Origin of the sequence: Rhizobium sp. 3T7, assembly GCF_020166565.1 — a bacterium.
Classification (GTDB): Bacteria; Pseudomonadota; Alphaproteobacteria; order Rhizobiales; family Rhizobiaceae; genus Rhizobium.
Genome location: NZ_JAIQXS010000004.1, coordinates 105,514 through 125,929, shown reverse-complemented (window position 1 = coordinate 125,929; position 20,416 = coordinate 105,514). Strand labels below are relative to the sequence as shown.

At 59.5% G+C, this 20,416-nt stretch carries 18 protein-coding genes; 7 read left to right on the top strand and 11 right to left on the bottom strand.

All coding sequences use genetic code 11. The annotated features are described in order from the left end of the window. Nucleotides 1-5: 5 nt before the first annotated feature. The 4 genes from K9B32_RS07985 to K9B32_RS07970 form a co-directional block, all read right to left on the bottom strand. Nucleotides 6-3,164, bottom strand: coding sequence for an efflux RND transporter permease subunit (locus K9B32_RS07985; protein ID WP_224561412.1), 3,159 nt, complete (start codon nucleotides 3,162-3,164; stop codon nucleotides 6-8). Beyond that, the gene (locus tag K9B32_RS07980; protein ID WP_224561411.1) at nucleotides 3,161-4,330 is read right to left on the bottom strand and encodes an efflux RND transporter periplasmic adaptor subunit; all 1,170 of its coding nucleotides are present in this window, start codon (nucleotides 4,328-4,330) and stop codon (nucleotides 3,161-3,163) included. The genes K9B32_RS07985 and K9B32_RS07980 overlap by 4 nt, the downstream gene beginning before the upstream one ends. 257 nt (nucleotides 4,331-4,587) lie before the next feature. Next, entirely contained in the window at nucleotides 4,588-4,992 is a 405-nt protein-coding gene (locus K9B32_RS07975; protein ID WP_224561410.1) for a PAS domain-containing protein, read from the bottom strand. Between the two features lie 95 nt (nucleotides 4,993-5,087). After that, nucleotides 5,088-5,393, bottom strand: a complete 306-nt coding sequence (locus K9B32_RS07970) for an ArsR/SmtB family transcription factor (protein ID WP_224561409.1) — start codon at nucleotides 5,391-5,393, stop codon at nucleotides 5,088-5,090. Between the two features lie 549 nt (nucleotides 5,394-5,942). On the opposite strand from K9B32_RS07970, the gene K9B32_RS07965 reads away from it, so the two are divergent. The 6 genes from K9B32_RS07965 to K9B32_RS07940 are packed head-to-tail and all read left to right on the top strand — an operon-like array spanning nucleotide 5,943 to nucleotide 10,176. Continuing rightward, complete coding sequence (locus K9B32_RS07965) at nucleotides 5,943-6,782, top strand: transporter substrate-binding domain-containing protein (protein WP_224561408.1); 840 nt, start codon at nucleotides 5,943-5,945, stop codon at nucleotides 6,780-6,782. A gap of 53 nt (nucleotides 6,783-6,835) precedes the next feature. After that, a complete protein-coding gene (locus K9B32_RS07960; RefSeq protein WP_224561407.1) occupies nucleotides 6,836-7,498 on the top strand; it encodes an amino acid ABC transporter permease in 663 nt (220 codons plus the stop codon). Nucleotides 7,499-7,502: 4 nt separating this feature from the next. Then, nucleotides 7,503-8,162: an amino acid ABC transporter permease gene (locus tag K9B32_RS07955; protein ID WP_007800158.1), complete on the top strand. Its 660-nt coding sequence runs from the start codon at nucleotides 7,503-7,505 to the stop codon at nucleotides 8,160-8,162. Between the two features lie 12 nt (nucleotides 8,163-8,174). Then, entirely contained in the window at nucleotides 8,175-8,945 is a 771-nt protein-coding gene (locus K9B32_RS07950) for an amino acid ABC transporter ATP-binding protein (RefSeq protein WP_318013318.1), read from the top strand. A 17-nt stretch (nucleotides 8,946-8,962) separates the two neighbouring features. Further along, nucleotides 8,963-9,352 (top strand): RidA family protein, encoded by a 390-nt coding sequence (locus K9B32_RS07945; protein WP_007800161.1) that lies wholly within the window; start codon nucleotides 8,963-8,965, stop codon nucleotides 9,350-9,352. A 14-nt stretch (nucleotides 9,353-9,366) separates the two neighbouring features. Beyond that, a complete protein-coding gene (locus K9B32_RS07940; RefSeq protein WP_224561406.1) occupies nucleotides 9,367-10,176 on the top strand; it encodes an IclR family transcriptional regulator in 810 nt (269 codons plus the stop codon). Between the two features lie 240 nt (nucleotides 10,177-10,416). Here K9B32_RS07940 and K9B32_RS07935 read toward each other — a convergent pair whose 3' ends face one another. From K9B32_RS07935 to K9B32_RS07905, 7 genes are all read right to left on the bottom strand, one after another. Beyond that, nucleotides 10,417-11,805 (bottom strand): LLM class flavin-dependent oxidoreductase, encoded by a 1,389-nt coding sequence (locus K9B32_RS07935; protein WP_224561405.1) that lies wholly within the window; start codon nucleotides 11,803-11,805, stop codon nucleotides 10,417-10,419. A 34-nt stretch (nucleotides 11,806-11,839) separates the two neighbouring features. Beyond that, nucleotides 11,840-12,817 carry an ABC transporter permease gene (locus K9B32_RS07930; protein ID WP_224561404.1) on the bottom strand — a complete coding sequence of 326 codons (978 nt, stop codon included), beginning with the start codon at nucleotides 12,815-12,817 and terminating at the stop codon, nucleotides 11,840-11,842. 2 nt (nucleotides 12,818-12,819) lie between these two features. Next, entirely contained in the window at nucleotides 12,820-13,839 is a 1,020-nt protein-coding gene (locus tag K9B32_RS07925; RefSeq protein ID WP_224561403.1) for an ABC transporter permease, read from the bottom strand. After that, nucleotides 13,829-15,370 carry a sugar ABC transporter ATP-binding protein gene (locus tag K9B32_RS07920; protein ID WP_224561402.1) on the bottom strand — a complete coding sequence of 514 codons (1,542 nt, stop codon included), beginning with the start codon at nucleotides 15,368-15,370 and terminating at the stop codon, nucleotides 13,829-13,831. Before K9B32_RS07920 ends, K9B32_RS07925 begins: the two co-directional genes overlap by 11 nt. A 60-nt stretch (nucleotides 15,371-15,430) precedes the next feature. Beyond that, nucleotides 15,431-16,441, bottom strand: coding sequence for a sugar ABC transporter substrate-binding protein (locus K9B32_RS07915; RefSeq protein ID WP_224561401.1), 1,011 nt, complete (start codon nucleotides 16,439-16,441; stop codon nucleotides 15,431-15,433). A 119-nt stretch (nucleotides 16,442-16,560) separates the two neighbouring features. After that, a complete protein-coding gene (locus K9B32_RS07910) occupies nucleotides 16,561-17,613 on the bottom strand; it encodes an ABC transporter permease (protein ID WP_224561400.1) in 1,053 nt (350 codons plus the stop codon). After that, complete coding sequence (locus tag K9B32_RS07905) at nucleotides 17,610-19,085, bottom strand: sugar ABC transporter ATP-binding protein (RefSeq protein WP_224561399.1); 1,476 nt, start codon at nucleotides 19,083-19,085, stop codon at nucleotides 17,610-17,612. Before K9B32_RS07905 ends, K9B32_RS07910 begins: the two co-directional genes overlap by 4 nt. A gap of 231 nt (nucleotides 19,086-19,316) precedes the next feature. Here K9B32_RS07905 and K9B32_RS07900 point away from each other — a divergent pair, with 231 nt between their 5' ends. After that, nucleotides 19,317-20,360, top strand: a complete 1,044-nt coding sequence (locus K9B32_RS07900) for a substrate-binding domain-containing protein (RefSeq protein WP_224561398.1) — start codon at nucleotides 19,317-19,319, stop codon at nucleotides 20,358-20,360. Nucleotides 20,361-20,416 lie beyond the last annotated feature (56 nt).

Genomic DNA, 20,416 nt, shown 5'->3' with positions numbered 1-20,416 from the left:
GTCATCTACTCAGGGGCTATGGCAGTCGGAGGTCCGCTGGCCTCGTCGCGGCCGTGGCCGAAGATTCGACGTTTGACAGCCTCCCTGACGGTTTGGACGAGGATATACAGAAGTGGGATAACCAGGAGGCCGACGACAGTGCCAACGAGTAGTCCTCCCAGGACTGTCGTACCGATTGCCTGCCGGCTGGCTGCTCCCGCGCCCGTGGCGACGACCAAAGGCACAACGCCAAGCACGGATGCCATCGCAGTCATCAAGACGGGTCTAAAGCGCTGTGCCGTTCCCGCGGTGGCTGCTTCCACGATGCTGAGGCCTCCTTCGCGGCGTTCCTTGGCAAATTCCACGATGAGGATCGCATTTTTCGCAGCAAGCCCGATAAGCAGCAACAGGCCGATTTGCGCGTAGATATTGAGATCGATGCCACCAATCACGAGACTGCCCAGCGCTCCGACAACGGCTACCGTCACCGACAGCATCACCGCCAGCGGCACGCTCCAGCTTTCATATTGAGCGACGAGGAAAAGGTAGGTGAAGAGGATCCCCATGATGAGGATGATTGCAGTTTGATTGCCGGCCTGGCGCTCCTGCAGCGCCAATCCGGTCCACTCGTAGCCGAAGCCGGGGGGCAATTTTTCCAGCGCAAGCGTTTCCATGGTCTCCAGTGCATCGCCGGTGCTGGAGCCGGCCGCTGCCTGGCCGTTGATCGCAGCCGACGGGAACAGATTGTAGCGGTTAACCGAGTTCGGACCGTAGACGGTCGAAATCGAAAGCAGTCCCTGCAGCGGAACGAGATTGCCGGACTGACCTTGCACCCGCAATCGCTGAATATCTTCAATTCGGGTTCGGAAACTGGGCTCGTCCTGAATGCGTACCTGGTACACCCGCGAGAAGATGTTGAAGTCGTCGACATATGACGATCCGAGGTGGGATTGAAGCGTGCTGAAAATCGTTGCTGGCGAAACGCCGAAAAGTTCGGCGCGCTGCCTGTCGATATCGAGATAGATTTGTGGCGTATCAGCGGAAAAAGTGCTGAATACGCTGGCCGTCTTCCCCGTCTGGTTTGCCGCTATGATCAGAGCGCGCATCACTTCGGCCAGTTCCTCCTGACTTTGCCCTTCGCGCGCCTGAAGACGGAAGTCAAAACCCCCCGTCGTACCGAGGCCGGGTATCGCCGGTGGATTGAACGGTACAACCGACGCGGTCGAAATCGTTGCAAATTCAGCGCGTAGTTCGTCTATCAGTGCAAAGACGCTTTGATCGCTCTCCCGCTCGTTCCAAGGGCGCAATGCCGCGATGACCATTCCGGAGTTGGAGCCCCCGCCACCCACCATGCTTGAGCCGGCGATTCCGATCGTATTTGCAACGCCAGGGGTTCGCTGAAGGACGGAGCTGACCGTTGCAATTGTCTGCTGCGTTCTTTCCAGGGATGCCCCGCTTGGCAATTGCACGTTCATGAAGAGATAACCCTGGTCTTCGGCAGGAACGAATCCAGTCGGCAAGACACGATAGAAGCCGTAAATGCCGCCGAGAACGGCTACGAGGAGCAAGGCAGCGAGAACTAGCCTGCGGGAAAAAACCTCCAGCAAGTTCAGATAAAAGCGTCGTGATGCATCCAGCCCCTTGTTCACCTTGCTGAAAAGTGGTGACGGGCTGTGTCGCGCGGGCCGGAGGATGAGAACGCATAGGGCCGGGCTCAACGTCAACGCATTGATCGTTGAGAAAGTGATCGTGACCAGAATCGTGACGGCAAATTGACGGTAGAGCTCACCGGTTATGCCGGCAAGAAAGGCCACCGGAATGAAAAGGGCGGCCAAGACCAGCGTGGTCGCGACGATCGGCCCCGTCACTTCGTTCATGGTGCGCAAGGTCGCTTCCCGTACGCCAACGCCGGCTTCGCTCATCACTCGCTGAACGTTCTCCGCGACGATGATTGCATCGTCCACCACGAGACTGATGGCGAGTATCATCGCAAACAGGGTGATGGTGTTGGCCGAATATCCCATGACGTAGAGCACGGCGAAGCCGCCTACCAGCGAAACGGGTATGGTCAATGTGGGGATTACTGTCGCGCGCCAGTCTTGTAGGAAGAGAAAGACCACCGCGACGACGAGGGCAAAGGTAATGGCCAGCGTGACGAGAATTTCTTCGATCGTCTGTCGAACGAAAGCGGTCGTATCGAAAACCACCGTATACGCGACGTCGTCGGGGAACTGCTTCGATAATGTCTCCAATTCTTTGAGGACAGCGGCGGACACGGCCAGGGCGTTGGCATCTGACGATTGATAGACGACCACCGTCGCACTGGGCCGCCCGTTCAAGGTGGAGGCAGTGTCATATGATTGTGCGCCGAGTTCTACTCGGGCAACGTCGCGGATGCGTACGATCGCCCCATCCCGGTTCGTACGAACGATGATGTCGCCGAACTCGGTTTCGCTTGCAAGACGTCCTCGGGCCATAACGGTCAACTGCATTTGCTGGCCTGCTACCAACGGCGGTGATCCGAGCTGCCCGGCTGATGCCTGAGCGTTCTGAGCCTGAATGGCTGCAGTCAGATCGGCGGCCGTTACTGCGAGGGCCTGCATGCGGTCAGGGTTCATCCACACACGCATGCTATAGGTGGGGCCAAAAACGCTCGCTTCTCCGACGCCGGGGAGCCGGGCGATCGCGTCTCGGATGTTTATCGTCGCGTAGTTGCTGATGAAGATTTCGTCTTTCGTACCCCTCGGCGAGTAGATCGCGAAACCGAGAAGCATGCTCGACGAACGGCTTCTCACAGACACACCGATCTGGGTCACCGCAGCCGGAAGTCGCGGCGTTGCCATGGCCACCCGATTCTGAACGTTGACCTGGGCGATTGCAGGGTCTGTCCCCGCGGCAAATGTCACCGTCAGACTGTATGTGCCATTGTTGGTGCTGGACGACGACATGTAGAGCATGTCTTCGACGCCGTTCACCTGGTCCTCGATCGGCGCTCCCACGCTGTCCGTCATGACGCTGGCATTGGCACCGGGATAGCTGGCAGTTACCTGCACTTCCGGCGGTGTAATCTGAGGGAATTGAGCGACTGGTATCAGGAGGAGGGAGACGGCGCCCGCGATCATCATGACGATTGCAATGACCATCGCGAACCTTGGTCTGGCAAGGAAGGGTCGCGATATATTCATTGCTGTGTACCAGCTTGGGGCGCGACGGAGGACGGCGAGGCTACGATGCCTTCCGCAGCCACCGGCGTGACATTCACGGCCACTCCCTCGGAGACGTTCTGCAGTCCCTCCACGATGAGGTTCTCGCCCCCTTTTAGTCCTTCGTCCACAGCCCAGTTTCCGTCGACCTGCTGGGAGACTCTTATGCGCTGGAGCGTAACCTGTTTCTTCTGGTCGACAAGCAGGACGAATTTGCCCTCGCGGTCCTGCTGGACAGCGCCTAACGGGACAACCGGGCGCATCTTCCGTTCCGCCTCCGATATGATTACTGTCACGAACTGGCCTGGAATGAGCAGGTGCTCTGGATTGCTAAACCGTGCTCGAATTGCCAGTGTGCCCGTTGTCTCGTCGATTTCGTTTCCGAAAAACTCGATCTTGCCCGGCTCGCTGTATTGCTGGCCATTGGACAGACGTAAGGTTGGCTCATACTTCCTGGCCAAATCCTCTTTACCGATGCCGCCCGCAGCAGCCCGCAGGTCAAGGATCGACCGGTCGCTGACGGAGAATACGACGCGGATCGGGTCCATTTCGACGACGCGTGCGAGTATCGGTGAACTGCCGCTTACGAAGCTTCCAATTGACAACTCTGCTGCCCCGATGCGTCCCTCGATCGGGGAGGTTATTCGACTATAGCTGAGGTTTAGCTCTGCTTGCCCTACTCGTGCCTGCGCCGACAAGACGTTCGCTTGAGCCGTTTCCACCGCAGTTTGGCTCTCCTCCAGCGTGGCGCGCGAGACGGTCTGTGAGCTCAATGACTGATTGCGTTCGAGCCGTCGTTGCGCGTCCGTCAGCGTTGCCTGAGCGCTTGCAAGGGAAGCCTGGGCATCTTCGAGGGAGATTTTAAGCGATCGCTTGTCGATGAGGAAAAGATCCTGATCCTTCCTGACGATCTGGCCTTCGTCGAAAAGCCGCTTGTCGAGGAAGCCTTCGATCCGTGAGCGGATGTCTACCGCGTCCACCGCTTCGACACGTCCGACGAATTCATGCTTTGGAGAGACATCCTCAATCTGAACGTTCGCTATCCCGACGGTTGGCACCGTCTGCCCCAAGGCGCCTTGAGGCGCTGACATCCACGCAACGAGGAGTACGCTCAGATAGACCGGTGAAACTCGACGTGGCACTTTCATCGATCAGTCTCCAACGAACACGAGGAAGTCTATCAATTCAAGGCATCGCGAACTGCAGATCAGCGGCGGCCGCAAATGCTACCAATAGTCGTGACAATCGGCAATGCTTGGCAAGATTTTCGCTCTCAGGTGAGCCCAAGAGCCTCTGCTCGGCTGCAATAGCCTGATCCGGCGTGCCCTTCGGACGTTATCGTCCAACTTGGTCCAGCCGCTAGCGTTGGAGGCGCAAGGTTAGTCGGCGAAGCAAGTCGCGGTAGCTAGTGAAATCGTTTGTCCGGCAACGTCTCGGCGGGTACGACGATACCCGCATAGTGAACCGGAACATCGTCGCGGTCGCGAAAGCACCGGCCAAACGCGCAAACGGCAACATAGATCCCATCCTGGTTCATAACGCGATAGTTCTGCACCGTGGGATGCTGCGCAACGATGGCGTCGTTGATCTGTTTGGCCAGGGTCGGCGCATCCTGAGGGTGAATGCGTTCCATGTAGGTTTGTAGCGGCAGGCCGTGTTCTGTTTCGCCAGGTTCCAGGCCGAACAACCGTGCAAGGGCGCTGTCCGCATAGACAAGATTGCTCCTAAGGTCCCACGTAAACAATCCAGCATCAGGCATCGGTTCGCCTGAGATTTGCGTGGAAAACAGATGATCGCCTTCGGGTATCATGGCCGCTCCTCAAAGACCGCTATGAGGAGAAGATGGCGCAGCCCCCATTCTTCCGCAAGTTGGTACTTGTTAGTAGTCGAGCGCCATCCAGAAGTTTAGCTCGCAGTGTTCAACATCGCGGGGGCACAGATTTCATTGAGGGTCGAAAGGATTTTTCGAACGCCATAGTGGGTTGTCGAATAGTAGATTGTCTGGGCGTCACGTCGTGTTGTCACGATGTTGCCTTCACGTAGTCTCGCCAGATGCTGGGATAGAGCCGACTGCGAAAGACCAACTCGTTTCGCGAGCTCGCCGACGTTCAGTTCATTGTCCAGGAGAAGGCTGGCAATCACGAGCCTTTTTTCATTTGCCAGAAGCGCAAGCAATCTTGCCTCTTCATGGAAGTTTGTATCGCTGTGCATTTCAGGGCTCACCTAATTTCGAAAACTTTGGCTTACTTAGACGTAAGATGGCGAGATTTCTATGGCAACTTGATCGAAATGGATTGATCGACTTTAGGTGAATAGACGTTCCGTCAATTGGCCGACGGTGATTGCGACGATTTCAAAGCGGTCTGCCAGCGCGTGTGAGCGGCGCGCGCAATCGTGTCGGGGGGAGACATTCCCATGGATCGGACGGCAGTGCCGGCCATGCGTGAATGCTTCTCTGCCAGCTTTCGTTCGCAGAGCCCCAATGTTCACGCAGGTGACCAACGTCGGCCGTCCCTTCTCGGAAACAGTATCGTGGGCAATCAATCGTAGATTGCGGTCAGGAAGGGCTCGCCGAGGGACGTGTCCACCTCGACAAACGACATGCTGCGCTGCCCAAAAAGCAGTCAACTTTGATCGTTGCAGCTTTTTTGGCGATGCAGCTTGACAATTCATCACCGATGCCGCTTCCTATCTTAATCCAATAAAACAGACACATGTCCGGAATATTGGACAGAAACAAATGTTCACAAGGGGAACGCCATGACATCTTCTTTTCGTGTCGGCCTGATCGCTTTGGCCGCAGCCACAGTCCTTTCCCGCCCGGTTCTTGCCGACGGGAGCAAGCTCGACGAGGTGCTTGCTCGCGGTCACCTCGTCATGGGGACGGGCAGCACCAATGCGCCCTGGCACTTCAAGAGCGCCGATGACAAGCTCCAGGGATTTGACGTCGATATGGGTCACATCATCGCCAAGGCTCTCTTTGGCGATCCTGAGAAGATCGAGTACGTCAATCAGTCCTCAGACGCCCGCATTCCGAACATCACCACGGACAAAGTCGACATCACCTGCCAGTTCATGACGGTGACGGGCGAGCGAGCCCAGCAGATCGCCTTCACGATTCCCTATTACCGTGAAGGTGTCGGCCTGATGCTGAAGGCTGATGGCAAGTATGCCGACTACGCAGCGCTTAAGGCTGCCGGCTCATCGGTGACAATTTCGGTCCTGCAGAATGTTTATGCAGAAGCTATGGTTCATGCTGCGCTTCCGGAAGCGACGGTCGACCAGTATGACTCCGTAGACCTGATTTATCAGGCATTGGAATCCGGCCGCGCCGATTCCGTGGCCACCGACCAGTCCTCGCTGGCGTGGTACATGACCCAAAACCCCGGCAAGTATAAGGATGCAGGCTTCGGCTGGAATCCGCAGACCTATGCCTGCGGCGTCAAGCGCGGCGACCAGGATTGGCTGAATTTCGTCAACACCGCCCTTCACGAAGCCATGACTGGTGTCGAATTTGATGCCTATGCCAAATCGTTCAAGACCTGGTTTGGCAAGGATCTGACGCCTCCGCAAATCGGCTTCCCGGTCGAATACAAGTAAATGGCCCAAGGGAGCGGGTCCATCCCGCTCCCGTTTCTGGAGGGCGGCCTATAATGGGTTATACGCTGAATTTCGCTGCCGTTTGGCGCAACTTCGATTTCCTACTTAGCGGCTTGATGTTGAGCCTCGGCTTGGCGGTGATCTCGATCTTGATCGGGGCTGTCCTCGGCCTTTTTGTAGCTTTCGCGCTGCTTTCGAGGAACCGCCTCATCGTCGTGCCGGCGCGCTCCTATGTTACTGTGATACGAAATCTGCCGATCCTCGTTCTCGTCTTGTTTGCGTTCTTTGCGCTGCCTCAAATCGGCTTCCGGCTCGACAAGATAAAGAGTTTCGTCCTGGTTTTGTCGCTCTACTCGGGAGCGTATCTGGCGGAAGTTTTCCGCGCTGGACTTCTGTCCATTCCAAAGGGATTGACGGAAGCCGGAATGGCGATTGGCCTAACGTCGATGCAGATACGCACCTCGATCATAGCGCCACTGATGATCCGCAACGTTCTGCCGTCGTTATCGTCGACAATCATCTCTCTCTTCAAGGACACATCGCTTGCCGCAACGATCGCCGTGCCCGAGCTGACGTTTGCAGCACGCAAGATCAACGTCGAGAGCTTCCGTGTGATCGAGACCTGGATAGTCACATCCGCTCTTTATGTCGTCACCTGTTTCCTCATTGCCGCGCTGATGCGCCTTGTCGAGCGGCGTCTGGCATTGCCGAGGTAAGCCAATGTCTCAAACTTTTCTCGATCAACTTTGGATCGCCCGCCATGTCATCGTAAATGGCGTCGCGATGACGGTATCGATCTCCCTGCTGGCCATCCTCGCAGGCTCGGTGCTCGGGATCTTTGTCGGTCTGGCTCTGGTTTATGGAAACGGTGTGCTGCGCCTGATCGTGAGGGCCTATACGGACGTGATCCGCGGCACGCCGGTTTTGGTCCTTGTCCTCGCCAGCTACTACGTCTCGAGCGCCGTGGGCATCGAATTGGGACCATTTGCGGCGGGCGTTCTGGCGTTGGCGATATTTTGTTCGTCCCACGTCGGTGAGATCGTTCGCGGTGCCCTGCAAGCCATCCCGAAGGGACAGACCGAAGCTGCAAAAGCGATCGGACTGACGTTCACGCAGACGTTCACCTCCGTCCTGTGGCCTCAAGCCCTGCGCCAGTGCCTGCCAGCCTGGGTCAATACGGCGGCGGAAATGGTGAAGGCATCGACCCTGCTGTCGGTAATCGGTGTAGCGGAGCTGCTGCTGCGCACGCAGGAGATCATCTCCCGCAACTTCATGAGCCTGCAGTTCTACTTCCTGGCAGGAGCCCTCTATTTCGTCGTCAACTTCGGTATCGAGCGTTTCGGCAAGTTCGTCGAGCGCAAGACTGCCCTTCCATCCTGAGGAGGCCGATCGATGGCCAAGACAATGCTTGAAATCAAGGGCCTGCGCAAAACTTACGGCCAACACGAGGTTCTCAAAGGCGTCGACTGCTCCGTGCAGGAAGGCGAGGTCATTGCGATCATCGGCTCGTCCGGCTCGGGCAAGACCACGATGCTGCGCTGCGTGAACATGCTGGAGGAATTCCAGGGCGGCACGATCAGCCTCGATGGCGAAGAGATCGGCTACCACGTCCAAGGATCGACGCGTCGGCGCAAGACCGAGAAGGAGATTGCCCGTCAACGCGCTCTTACGGGAATGGCTTTCCAGCAATTCAACCTGTTCCCGCACATGACTGCAGCCCAGAACGTCATGCTTGGCCTCATCAAGGTCAAGAAGATGCCGAAAGCCGAAGCGCGCTTGATCGCCGAGCGTTGGCTCGACCGCGTCGGGTTGTCGGCACGAACCAATCATTACCCAGGCCAGCTTTCCGGTGGTCAGCAGCAACGCGTGGCAATCGCCCGTGCAATCGCAATGTCACCACGCCTTATGCTGTTCGATGAGGTGACCTCGGCTCTTGATCCCGAACTGGTGGGTGAAGTGCTGCAGGTGATCAAGGGTCTCGCGGCAGACGGCATGACCATGCTGCTGGTCACCCATGAGATGCGCTTTGCCTACGAAGTCTCATCGCGTGTCATCTTCATGAATCAAGGGGTCATCTGCGAGCAGGGTGATCCAAAGGAGATGTTCGTGAGGCCCAAGACCGAGCGCTTGGCTGAATTCCTGAAGACCTCCAGCTTCAACTAAAAGAGAAAGTGAAAAGAATGACGATCAAGCGTTATGGGGCCGGTGAAACAGGTGCAGGCGGACAACCACTTCCCTTCGCCCGAGCCACCGAAGCAGGCGGCTGGCTGTATGTTTCCGGTCAGGTCCCTATGGAAAAGGGGGAGATTGTCGGTGGCGGAATCGTTGCCCAGAGCCGAAAGGCGATCGAAAACCTGATTGCCATTCTCAATGAGGCGGGCTACAGCCTTGAAGACGTCGTGCGCGTGGGCGTGTGGCTTGACGATCCGCGCGATTTCTGGAGCTTTAACGGCGTGTATGCCGACTATTTCGGCGAAAACCCTCCGGCGCGCGCTTGCGTCCAATCACGCATGATGGTCGATTGCAAGGTCGAAGTTGACTGCGTTGCCTACCGCGCGGATCGCGCCTAATACTGGAGAAAAGCATGGCTGAGGCTGGTGTCGACACAGTGTCGCGGCGCACCCGAGGACTGGATCGTGCCTTTGAGATCCTCGAATTCCTGCGCGTGAGGCGCCAGCCCATGCGGCCAAACGAGATCGCCGCCGAGATCGGTGCGCCGCGCTCCTCGGTCTACGAGCTCGTCAACCTGCTGCTCAGCCATGGCATGCTCGACTACTATCAGGACGATGGCCGGGTCTATCTCGGCCGCCGGCTCTATTTCCTCGGCACCGCCTATGCCGAACAGTTCGACCTCATGCGCGAATGCGAGCGCATGCTGATCCGCCTCGCAGAGGAAACCCGGGAGACGGCGCAGATGTGCGTCCTCGAGGGTACGAAGTATACGGTGGCTATGATGCGGGAAGGCATCCGCCCGTTCCGCATTTCCTCAAATGTCGGCGAACTCGTCTCGATACCCTGGACGGCCTCGGGGCGGCTGCTCGTGTCGCACCTGTCCGACCGCCAGATCCTTGACCTCATTCCTCCGGACGACTTCGTGCTGCCGAACGGCAGGCGCCTCGATCCGGCCGACTTCATCGGCCAAGTCCGCAACGCGGCGCGCGACGGCTATTTCACCTTCAACAGCGAAGTCGAGAACTTCACGCATTGCTTCGCCGTGCCTATTCATCAGGCGGACGGCGCCTGCATCGCGACGCTATGCTTGGTCGCGCCGCGCGAAGATGGCTTGCGCAATCGGGCGGCCTATCTTGAGAGTCTTCTCGACGCGGCATCGGAAATATCCGAGAAGCTCGGCTATTCACGCAACTCAAATCGGCGTGTTGGCGCGCTAAGCTAAGAGCGCCTGGCGACAAAAGCCAAACGCGGACCATTTCCCGCGCGGCTTTTCTCCTAGGTCAACGCGATGCCTTTTCGTCCTTTAGGAAGCTTAAGTCGTGCGCGCAACGTTGCCACCAGTTCGTCGAAGCTCAGCACGGTGACGTTGTAGGTTGCTTCTCGAGCCGAGCCGGCAATGATCAAACATTGGACCCAATGTGTGAAGACGTCATGGGCTGCTTGCCGTTGCGTCCTATCGGCCTTACACGGCAAGCTTCGTCGTGTTTGCGAGATTGCGATAGGCGGTGGCTGGATGCGGCGCCCGCAGGCGAGGGCTTGTGCCACCCAGCTTTTCGCGAAGGGTTCCCTGTCGATACTCCGATTTGTAGACGCCGCGTTTCTGGAGTTCCGGCACCAGTAGCTCGACCGCGTCCTCGAAGCTCTCCGGGGTTACCGTGTAAGCAAGGTTGAAACCGTCGACGTCGGTCTCCTCGACCCATTCCTGCATCAGGTCAGCGACTGTCGATGGTGAGCCGACGAAGACGGGTCCGAAGCCGCCGACACCGACCCAATCGGCCATTTCCCGTACGGTCCATTCCTTGCTCGGATCGATCGTCGTGAAGGTCTCGACGGCGGACTGCACAGCATTGGTATGGCGGTGGCGCAGCACCTCGTCCGGGCCGAACTGGCCAAAGTCGATCCCGGTCCAGCCTGAGATCAGCGTCAGCGCTCCTTCAAAGGATGCGTATTGCCGGTACTCGTTGAATTTGCGCTGCGCCTCGGTATCCGTTTCGCCGAGGATGACCGTCTGCAGGTTGAAGGCGAGGATTTCGCGCGGGTTGCGGCCGGCCCGCTCGGCCGCCTGCCGGACATTGGCGACATAGCGCTTGAGCACGGCTTTCGACGGTGCGGCGACAAAAATGCACTCGGCATGAGCGCCGGCGAAGTCCTTGCCACGGCTGGAGGCGCCCGCTTGATAGAGCACCGGTGTGCGCTGTGGGGAGGGCTCGCTGAGGTGAATGCCCGGCACGGTGAAATGCTTGCCTGCATGGCGGATCGGATGCACTTTCCGCGGGTCCGTGAAAACGCCCTTCTGGCGGTCACGGACGACGGCGTCATCCTCCCAGCTGCCTTCCCAAAGCTTGTAGCAGACCTCGAGATACTCATCGGCGAGGTCATAGCGATCGTCGTGGTTCGTCTGCGCGGGCTGGCCGACATTGAGGGCACCGCTGTTGAGGTAGGAGGTGACGATGTTCCAGCCCACCCGCCCCTTGGTCAGGTGATCGAGCGTGGAGATCCGGCGGGCGAAGGTGTAGGGGTGCTCGAAGGAGAGCGATGCGGTCAGACCGAAGCCGAGATGTTCGGTCTCATAGGCCATGGTTGGGATGAGCTGCAGCGGATCGTTGACCGGCACCTGTGCCGAATGGCGCAGCGCCGCATCGACATTGCCGTTCAGCACATCGTAGACCCCGAGCACGTCTGCGATGAACAGCCCGTCGAACTTCCCGCGCTCGAGCGTCTTGGCAAGATGCACCCAGTAATCGAGATCCTTGTAGGTCCAGGATTTGTCGCGCGGGTGGCGCCAGAGCCCGGGCGATTGGTGTCCGACGCAGTTCATGTCAAAGGCGTTCAGCCTGATTTCTCGGCTCATGTCACTGTTCCTGAATTGGTTTGGTCGGCCGCGATCAGGCGCCGACCGCTTTCTGGTTGATGAAGCTGAATGCCAGCACGGCGAAGATGAGGCTGCCGGTGCCGACCTGCTGCCAGTAGAAGTTCAGTCCGGTCAAAAGCAGACCGTTGGACACGATGCTGAGAAGTAGAACCCCGAGCACGGTACCGGCGACGTTCGGCCGGCCGAGTGGCGAGAAGGTTGTACCGATGAACGTGGCGCCGATCGCATTCAAGAGGAAAGCATTGCCTGATGAGGGAATGTAGACCGTGACGGTGGAGGTCAGGATGATGCCGGCAATTGCTGCGACCGTGCCTGCGAGAATGAAGATGACAGCGACATCTCGTCCAAGCGCGATGCCGGAATAGCGCACCACGCTTGGCTGGATGCCGATGGATAGCACAACACGACCAAAACGCGTTTTAGAATACAGCACTGCGACGCTTAAGATCACGACGGCAGCGATTAGAAGTGGAACTGGCAGGCCTGCGATGGTTCCGTGCCCGAGGAAGCGGAAGGCATCGGGAACGCCGTTCGGGGGCAGATAGACGGGATTGCCGCCATTCGTCAGCAGCTGTTGGATGCTGCGGCCAATGAACAGGGTGCCGAGTGTTGCCAGGAACGGCGACACCCCGATTGCAGAAATCAGGATCGCGTTGAAGGCTCCCACAAGGGCGCCGGCCAGGAGGGCCGCGAGCAGTGCGAGCGCGACGGGTTGGCCGGCAAGAACGAGCGAAACGAACGCGAAGCTTGCAAAATCAACTGCGGTGCCGACCGAGAGGTCGATCCCGCCAGCCGACACCGCGAGCGTCATGGCAATCGAGACGATGGCGAGCAGCGTGAAGTTGTTGACGAGAATGCTCTGCAGATTGCCCGTCGTCAGGAAGGTCGGAGCGGCAGCAGAGAAGATCGAGAAGACGGCGATGAGAGCGAGTATCAGACCATACCGGGAAAGACTGGCGAGCGGTCGCCCGGCGGAAATTGAAGCAGACATGGTCAGATCTCCCACTTGCGTAGCAAGGTCGTGGCAGAGACGACGATCAGGATCAGGAGACCCTGGACGCCGCTGACGAGCGTGCTCGGCAGGTTCAGAAGCTGGAAGCCGTTGACGAGGAAACCGACGAAGAGCGCCGATATCAAGGTGCCGGTGATCGTCGGAACAAGGCGGCGCGAAAACACCGAACCAAGCAGGGCGGTGACGACGACTGGCAGGAGCATTTCCCCGGAACCCGTCGTGCTGCCGCTGAGATAGGACACCGAGAGAATACCGGCGAGGCCACCGCAGAGGCCGCTTGCGATAAACGCACCGGCGACAAGACGCTTGAGGGGAAGGCCAGCTGCGCGGGCAGCGTCTGGAAAATCACCGACTGCGTAAAGCCGCAGCCCGAGTGGCGTGTACTGGATGATCGCCGCCACAATGGCTGTGAAGCCGATCAGGATATAGGCGAGGATCGGCACTCCGAAGCTGTCAGACGTCGAGATCGCGGTCAACACGTCGGTGGAGGCGGGTACCACGGTATTCTGGGTCAGAACCAGTTCAAGGCCGGCAACAATATTCATCACGGCAAGCGTTGCCAGAAGCGGCACGATGCCGGCGAGCACGACGGCGGCCGCGTTGACGGCACCGATCGCAAACCCGGTGAGGATTGCTCCCACGGCGGCAGTCGCATCGCCATAGCCGAGCTGAATGAGCGAAGCATAGACCGCAGCGCTCAAGCCCATATTGGCGGCAAGCGACAGATCGATACCGCCAGTGACCACGTTTGAGCCTCCGGCGATCAGGACGATCGTCAAGCCGATCGCAAGAACGCCTGCGATGGCCGACTGACCGAGAACATTCCCAATGTTGCCGATCGTGAAGAAATAAGGAGCGGTGAGCGAGAAGACGACAAAAATGGAGGCGAAGGCCAGCAACGATCCGAAGCGAAGTGCAGCGGCTGCGAGATTACCCCTGGACTTCGGTGCGTCGCTGTCGGCAATGGCGGGCAGGGATGCGAAGGGAACATCAGCCGACATGGCGCAATCCTTCCGAAGCGCCGGTCGATGCCGCCAGCACTTCATCCGTTGTGGTGTCTAAGGAGACGAGTTCGCGGACAACACGTCCGCGGAAGAAAACGAGGATCCGATCGGTAATGCCCACAAGCTCGGGCAGGTCTGAGGAAAGAACGATGATGCCGGCGCCACGGGCGGCGAGCTCTCCGATCAACGCGTAGATCTCCACCTTGGAGCCGATATCGACGCCGACCGTCGGCTCGTCCAGGAGGTAGATCTCCGATTGTCGGCTCAGCCATTTGGCAATTGCGACCTTCTGCTGGTTGCCACCGGAAAGTGTGCGCACCAGCGCGTCTCGTCCGGTGGTCTTGATCTGCAGGCGCCGAATGAGGTCGTCGGTGTCCGAGCGTTCACGCTTCCGCTTCAGGAAGCCGAAGCGGGTATATCGCGCAAGGCTCGACAAGGTTATGTTCTCGGTCAGGCTGAGATCGAGACCCACTCCATGGCCACGCCGATCTTCCGGCACCAATGCGACGCTTCGCTCGACGGCTTGTTTGGGGTTGCGCAACTGCGCAGCCTTGCTGTCCATCTCGATCCAACCGGATGCCGCCTGTTCCAGCCCGAAGAGCGTACGGATGAGATCCTTGGCTCCGGATCCCAGCAGACCGGTGATGCCAAGCACCTCGCCACGGCGCAGCGTGAAACCGACATTGTCGTAACGGTTCGGTGCCGATAGAGCCTCGACCCTGAGGATTTCAGCGCCCGGCTCGACATGTGACTTCGGGAACATCTCGGTGATATCGCGCTCGATCATCAGTCCGGCGATGCCCTTCGCCGAGGTCTCGGCAATCGGCAGCGAGGCGACGTCGAGGCCGTTGCGCAGGACCGTCACGTGGTCGCACAGTTCCTCGATCTCGTTGAGGTAGTGAGAGATATAGATGATGGTGACGCCATCGTCGCGAAGGCGTCGGATTAGCCGGAAGAGCGTTTCCGCCTCACGCCGCACCAGCGCTGCCGTCGGCTCATCGAAGACCAGCACCTTGGGTTGGTTGAGCAGGGCACGGGTTATCTGCACGATCTGTCGTTCGGCAGTGGAAAGCTCGCCGATCAGGGCATCTTTCGCCAGCCGCAGCCCGAAGTAGTTGAGAAGGATTTCTTCTGCCCGCCGCTGCATGGCGTGGCGATCGAGGAACGGTGTTCCGGGAAGGCGTGTTTCGCGGCCGAGAAAAAGCGCTTCCCCGACAGTGAACGTCGGCACCAACAGGCGGTCCTGATGGATGAAGTGGATACCAAGCTCTTCGCAGAGATGCGGCGTCAGGCTTTCGTAGCCGCGTCCTTCGATTTCAATGCGCCCTTCGTCCGGCCTATGCAGGCCGGCAAGGATTTTGATGAGTGTGGATTTGCCAGCTCCGTTTTGACCGACAAGGCCATGCACGGTGGCGCGTCGCACAGCAAAGGAGGCGCCTGCCAGCGCCTGCGCGCCACCGAAGCGTTTCACGATACGGTCAAAACGAATGATGGCGTCGCCGGGCTCGGCTGGTTCAGCTGCGGTCATGTTGCTGGCTCTTCAGAGGTAAGGTAGGCGATGCGGCCTGGCCGCATCGCGAGACGGCTATCAGCCGATGCCGAGCTTCTTGGTGATCTCGCCGACGTTCTCCTTGTTTGCGAGGAGAGCCGGGACATAGGTCTCGCGCGGCAGCGTTTGTCCGGCCAGCAGCTTTGCGACGTTGCGGATCGCGACGCGACCGATCTCGGCCGGCTGCTGGGCAGCATCGGCGCCTGCCGGAGACTTGGGATCGGCGACGAGCTGCAGAACCTCGGGGCTGCCGTCGACGCCGTAGGTACGGATCTCGTTACGGCCGGCCGCGGCAATCGCCTGTGTAGCGCCGAGCTGCGGAATATCCCAGGCTGACCAGACGGCCTTGATCGAACCCTTTTCCGGATACTTGTTAAGGATCGCGGTGATCTGCGTAAACGCGTCCTGGACGGTGTTCGGGATGACGTCGCGCAGTTCCGGCTGAAGGATCTTCACCTTCGGGAAGTACTTGATGACATTGACCAGCTGGTCGTAGCGGATAGCGCATGGCGTCACGCCGTAAAAGCCATTGAAGACGACGATGTTGCCCTCGCCGCCGATGTCGGACACCAGCTGCAAGGCGAGATCCTTGCCGATGCCCCAATTGTCCGAGGTCGTGTTGTTAAGCGAATTGGTCGAGCCGACATCGACGGTCAGCACCGGGATACCGGCGTCGCGGGCCTTCTTCAGCCACGGGTCGATGACGCTGAGCGTACCGAGGATCTGCACCAGTGCGTCGGGCTTCTGGGCCACCAGCGTCTGCAACTGGGCGATCAGCTTGCCGTCGTTGCGGCCGGCATCGACAGCAATCGGCTCGCCGCCCAGCCGCTTCACCTCTTCGATCTGGGCGTTGTAGACCTGCAGATCGAAATAGTGGTCGGTGCCGGTCGCGCTGATTGCGATGCGCTTGCCTTTCAGCGAAAGCCCATCCTCCGCAGTGCTGGCCGACGCCGACGCAAAAACGCCTGCGCCTGCAAATGTTGCCCCCGCGACGGCCGCGAGCTTCAAGATTTCGCGGCGGCCGAAGCCGGATGCCGTTTCTTCAGTCATGGAAATAACCCTCTCGTTTCCGTTTAATCCATAAAATATATGGATTTAAATCATTAAGGAGAAACGTCATTCCAAAAGGACCGCCCGACGGGAAAATTTCGGAAGGCGGCAGTCTGCTCTCAGCGATCCAGGTTGCGGCCAAGGCCGTAGGTGAGGGCAAGTGCGCCGACCAGCACTGCACCCTTCACGAAGTCTTGCGTGTAATAAGGCGCGTTCAGCATCGTCAGGCCGTTCAGCAGCACGCCGACGAAGACCGCCCCCACCAGAGTTCCGAGCACATTGGGGCGGCGAAGGTTGAGGACGGCGAAGCCGATCAGAGCGGCGGCCACGGCATCCATGAGCAATGATCCGCCGGACGAGACGTCGCCGCGACCGACGCGGGCAGCGATTACGATGCCGCCGAGAGAGGCGAGCGCGCCTGAAATGACATAAGCAAGCGTCTTCAGTCGCGCGGTGGACGCTCCTGCAAGCCGTGTTGCCACCTCGTTGCCGCCGGTTGCAAACAGCAGTCGACCAATGCGCGTGCGTTCGGTGAGGACATAGAGAACAAGTGCCACGAGCGTCATGAGCAGCACCGAGACGGGCAACGTGCCGAGGAAGCTATACCGGCCGATGAGGAGAAAGACCGGATCATAGGCTCCTACCGCCTTCGATCCATCCGGCAGAACCAGGCCGGTCGAGATCGAGCGGCCCGCCGTCGGGATGAGCTGCAATCCGGACAAAAGGAACATCATGGCAAGCGTGGCCAGCAGATCGGGCACGCGCAGGCGCACGATAAGCAAGGCGTTGATGAGCCCAATTGTCGCGCCGAAGGCCAACACGAGAGGTACCGTCGCAAAGGCATCGAGCTGCCAGACGATCATGGCGTAACTTGCCGCCATGACGCTTGAGGCGGCGACCGCGCCGATGGAAAGATCGAAACCGCCGACGGCCAGCGTCACTGTGACGCCGGCCCCGAGGATCGCGACGACAGATACTGCCTGCAGGACGCTCATCAGATTGCCGATGTTGATAAAGGCTGGTTCGGCAACGCCGAAGCCGACCAGCATCAGGCCGAGCAGAATGAAGACTGCGCCGGAGCGCAAGACCGCGCCGGCGCTGCGTCTATCTTTGCTGATGTCGTCAGGTGCAGCTGGTTCCTTTGAAAGAGCACTATCATCGATCGTCGTCATGCATATGTTCCTTGAATGACTGGATTGGCGGCTGCGATCGGTCGCAGGGTATGGCGTTCGATGTTCAGGATGCGGTCGGCGACTTCGTAGGCCTCCTCAGGATCGGAGGTGGCGATCAATGTGGCGCGATCGGTGCGCGCGCGGATCGCATCGATGATATCGCGGCGCGCCCCGACATCGACGCCCTGGAAAGGCTCGTCAAGGAGAAGCAGTCGGCTTGGTTCGGCCTCCCAGCGGGCGATCACAGTCTTCTGCTGGTTGCCGCCGGAAAGGCTCCAGACGGAGGCGAGGGGATCAGAAGTCTTGATCCCGAGACGGGAAATTGCCTTTACTGCCTCGCGCCGTTCCCGGTCGCCGAGCAGGAAGCCTTGCCGATACCATCTCGACAAATGCGGAAGACTGATCGTGGCGGCAAGCGAATGTCCCGGCCAGCCCGCTGGGATCAAGGATGAACGATGGCGGTCTTCCCCAGCCATTGCAACGCCAGCGGCAATCGCCTCGGCAGGGGATCGCGGCGCGTGCGGTCGCCCGTCGAGCAGCATTTCTCCGCCGGCAAGCCGGTTCGCGCCGAAGATCGCAGACAGCAGTCGGCTCTTGCCAACGCCGAGCGCCCCGGTGATCGCGACAACCTCTCCTTCTCGTATCGTCAGATCGAAGGGCACACTTGTCGGCACGAGGCGCGCGCTACGCATCTCAAAGACCAAGGGTCCAGGCTGGCCGCGCGCGTCCGGATGTGCCGCCTCGAGCCGGCGGCCGATCATTGCTTCGATGGCACCCGAGAAGTCAATCGGTCGGCGGAAACTGCGCACGACACGGCCACCGCGCATCACAAGGGCTCGATCTGCGATGGCTTCGAGGTCGGCCGTACGATGGGATATGTAGAGGATCGCGAGGCCCTTAGAACGCAGCTTCAAAAGTATGTCGAACAGTCGTCGGCTTTCGTCGCCGGAAAGACTGGCGGTTGGCTCGTCGAGGATCAACAGATCGGCCCTGTCCGCAAGAGCCCGGGCAATCGCCACGAGCTGACGGTCGGCCGCAGCGAGATCGCCGAAGTCGCGATCGAGCGGTAGCGAAAAGCCTGCGGCGTCGAGCATTGCCCGCGCTTGGCGACGGAGGCTCCGGCGCGAGACGAAGAACGGCGTGCCGCGGTCGGCAAAGCGATTGAGGAGCAGTGCGTCCGCTACCGTAAGCCCGGCGGCGCCGACAATATCCGTCGATTGATGGACGGTCGCTATACCGGCACTGCTGGCCTCGGAAGGCGTACGGGGAGCGAAGGCATGTTCGTTGAGGCTGATCTTGCCGCCGTCTGCGGCAAGCACGCCCGACAGGATCTTGACCAGCGTCGACTTGCCAGCACCGTTCGCGCCCATCAACGCGACGAGCTCTCCCCGATCGATCGTAAGATCGACCCCCGCCAGCGCACGCGTCGCGCCAAAGCTGCGGGTAAGATTCTCTATATGAAGAAGTGGCATCGTGGTATTCCGATCGGCTTCGAGCGGCTGATATTGACCTGGAGAATGGCCGAACTTCCAGGCAAGCCTTTGCCGGCCAGGTCTTGCCCGCGAAACAAAGAATCTCTGCAAGCCCGCAAAATCAGACGATTTAATCTACTAAAAACATAGAGTTTATATCTAATAATTCGTGCGTCGCAGGGATCTGCCGTCCGTCAGACGACGCTTTCAAATGACTAGAGGAACGCGACGATGAAACTTCTTGCACGGCTGGCCCTGAGCGCCGCCATCCCGCTCTTTGTCTCTGAGGCGGCCTTCGCCGGAGGCCTCGCCGGTGCGCCCGCCCCCTTCGACAAGGGTGGCGTCAAAATAGCGCTGATCAGCTACATTTCCGCCGGCGACTTCTTCCAGGCCTATCAGGCCGGTGCCGAAGCGCAGGCGAAGTCGCTCGATATTGATCTGCGTGTCTTTCCGGGCCGCCAGGATGCCGCAGAGCAGCGCGAACAGGTGCTGCAGGCAATCAACCTCGGCGTATCCGCCATCGTGATCGATCACGGCCTGCCAGAATCGCTCGGAGACGTAGCCCAGCAAGCGCTGGACAAGGGCATCAAGGTCGTCGCTTTCGACGTAAATCTCAATAACCCGAAGATCCCGCAGGTCGAACAGAGCGACCACGAGCTTGCGCAACTCGCACTCGATCAGGCGGTGAAAGACAATGGCAAGAGTTTCAAGGCGGGCTACGCCTATGTCGCCGGCTTTGCGCCACTCGACCGCCGCAACGAGGTTTGGGACAAGTTCCGATCGGAAAACGCCGGCGTTGTGGAGAAGGCGCGGTTTGGTGTCGTCAACGATACGACGGCAACCTCTACGGCCGATCAGGCGAAGGCCGTTCTCTCGGCCAATCCCGACATCAGTGTCGTCTTCGCGCCATATGACGAATTTGCCCGCGGCGTGAAATTGGCGGCAAGCGATCTCGGCATCACCAAGAAGTTGAAGATCTACTCTGCTGACGTCTCGACTGCGGACATTCAGGAGATCACCGAAGACGGTAGCCCCTGGGTCGCGACGGTCGCGACCAATCCGGCGGTGGTCGGGGCCGTGTCCGTGCGTGCGGCGGCGCTGCAGGTCGCGGGCGAGGACGTTGCCCATCAGATCACCGTCAAGCCGGCGCTGCTCACCCAGGAAAGCCTGCGCGCGGCCGGGGTCAAGACGATCGAGGACCTGGCGCAGAAGGTTCCGGCCTTCGCCACGAGCGACGCGGCGACCGCAAGCTGGATTCCGGACAGGCTTTTCTAAGCTGCCTGCCTCGACTTGTCGGCGGGAGCAGCGAGGTCCTGCCGACACCATTTCAA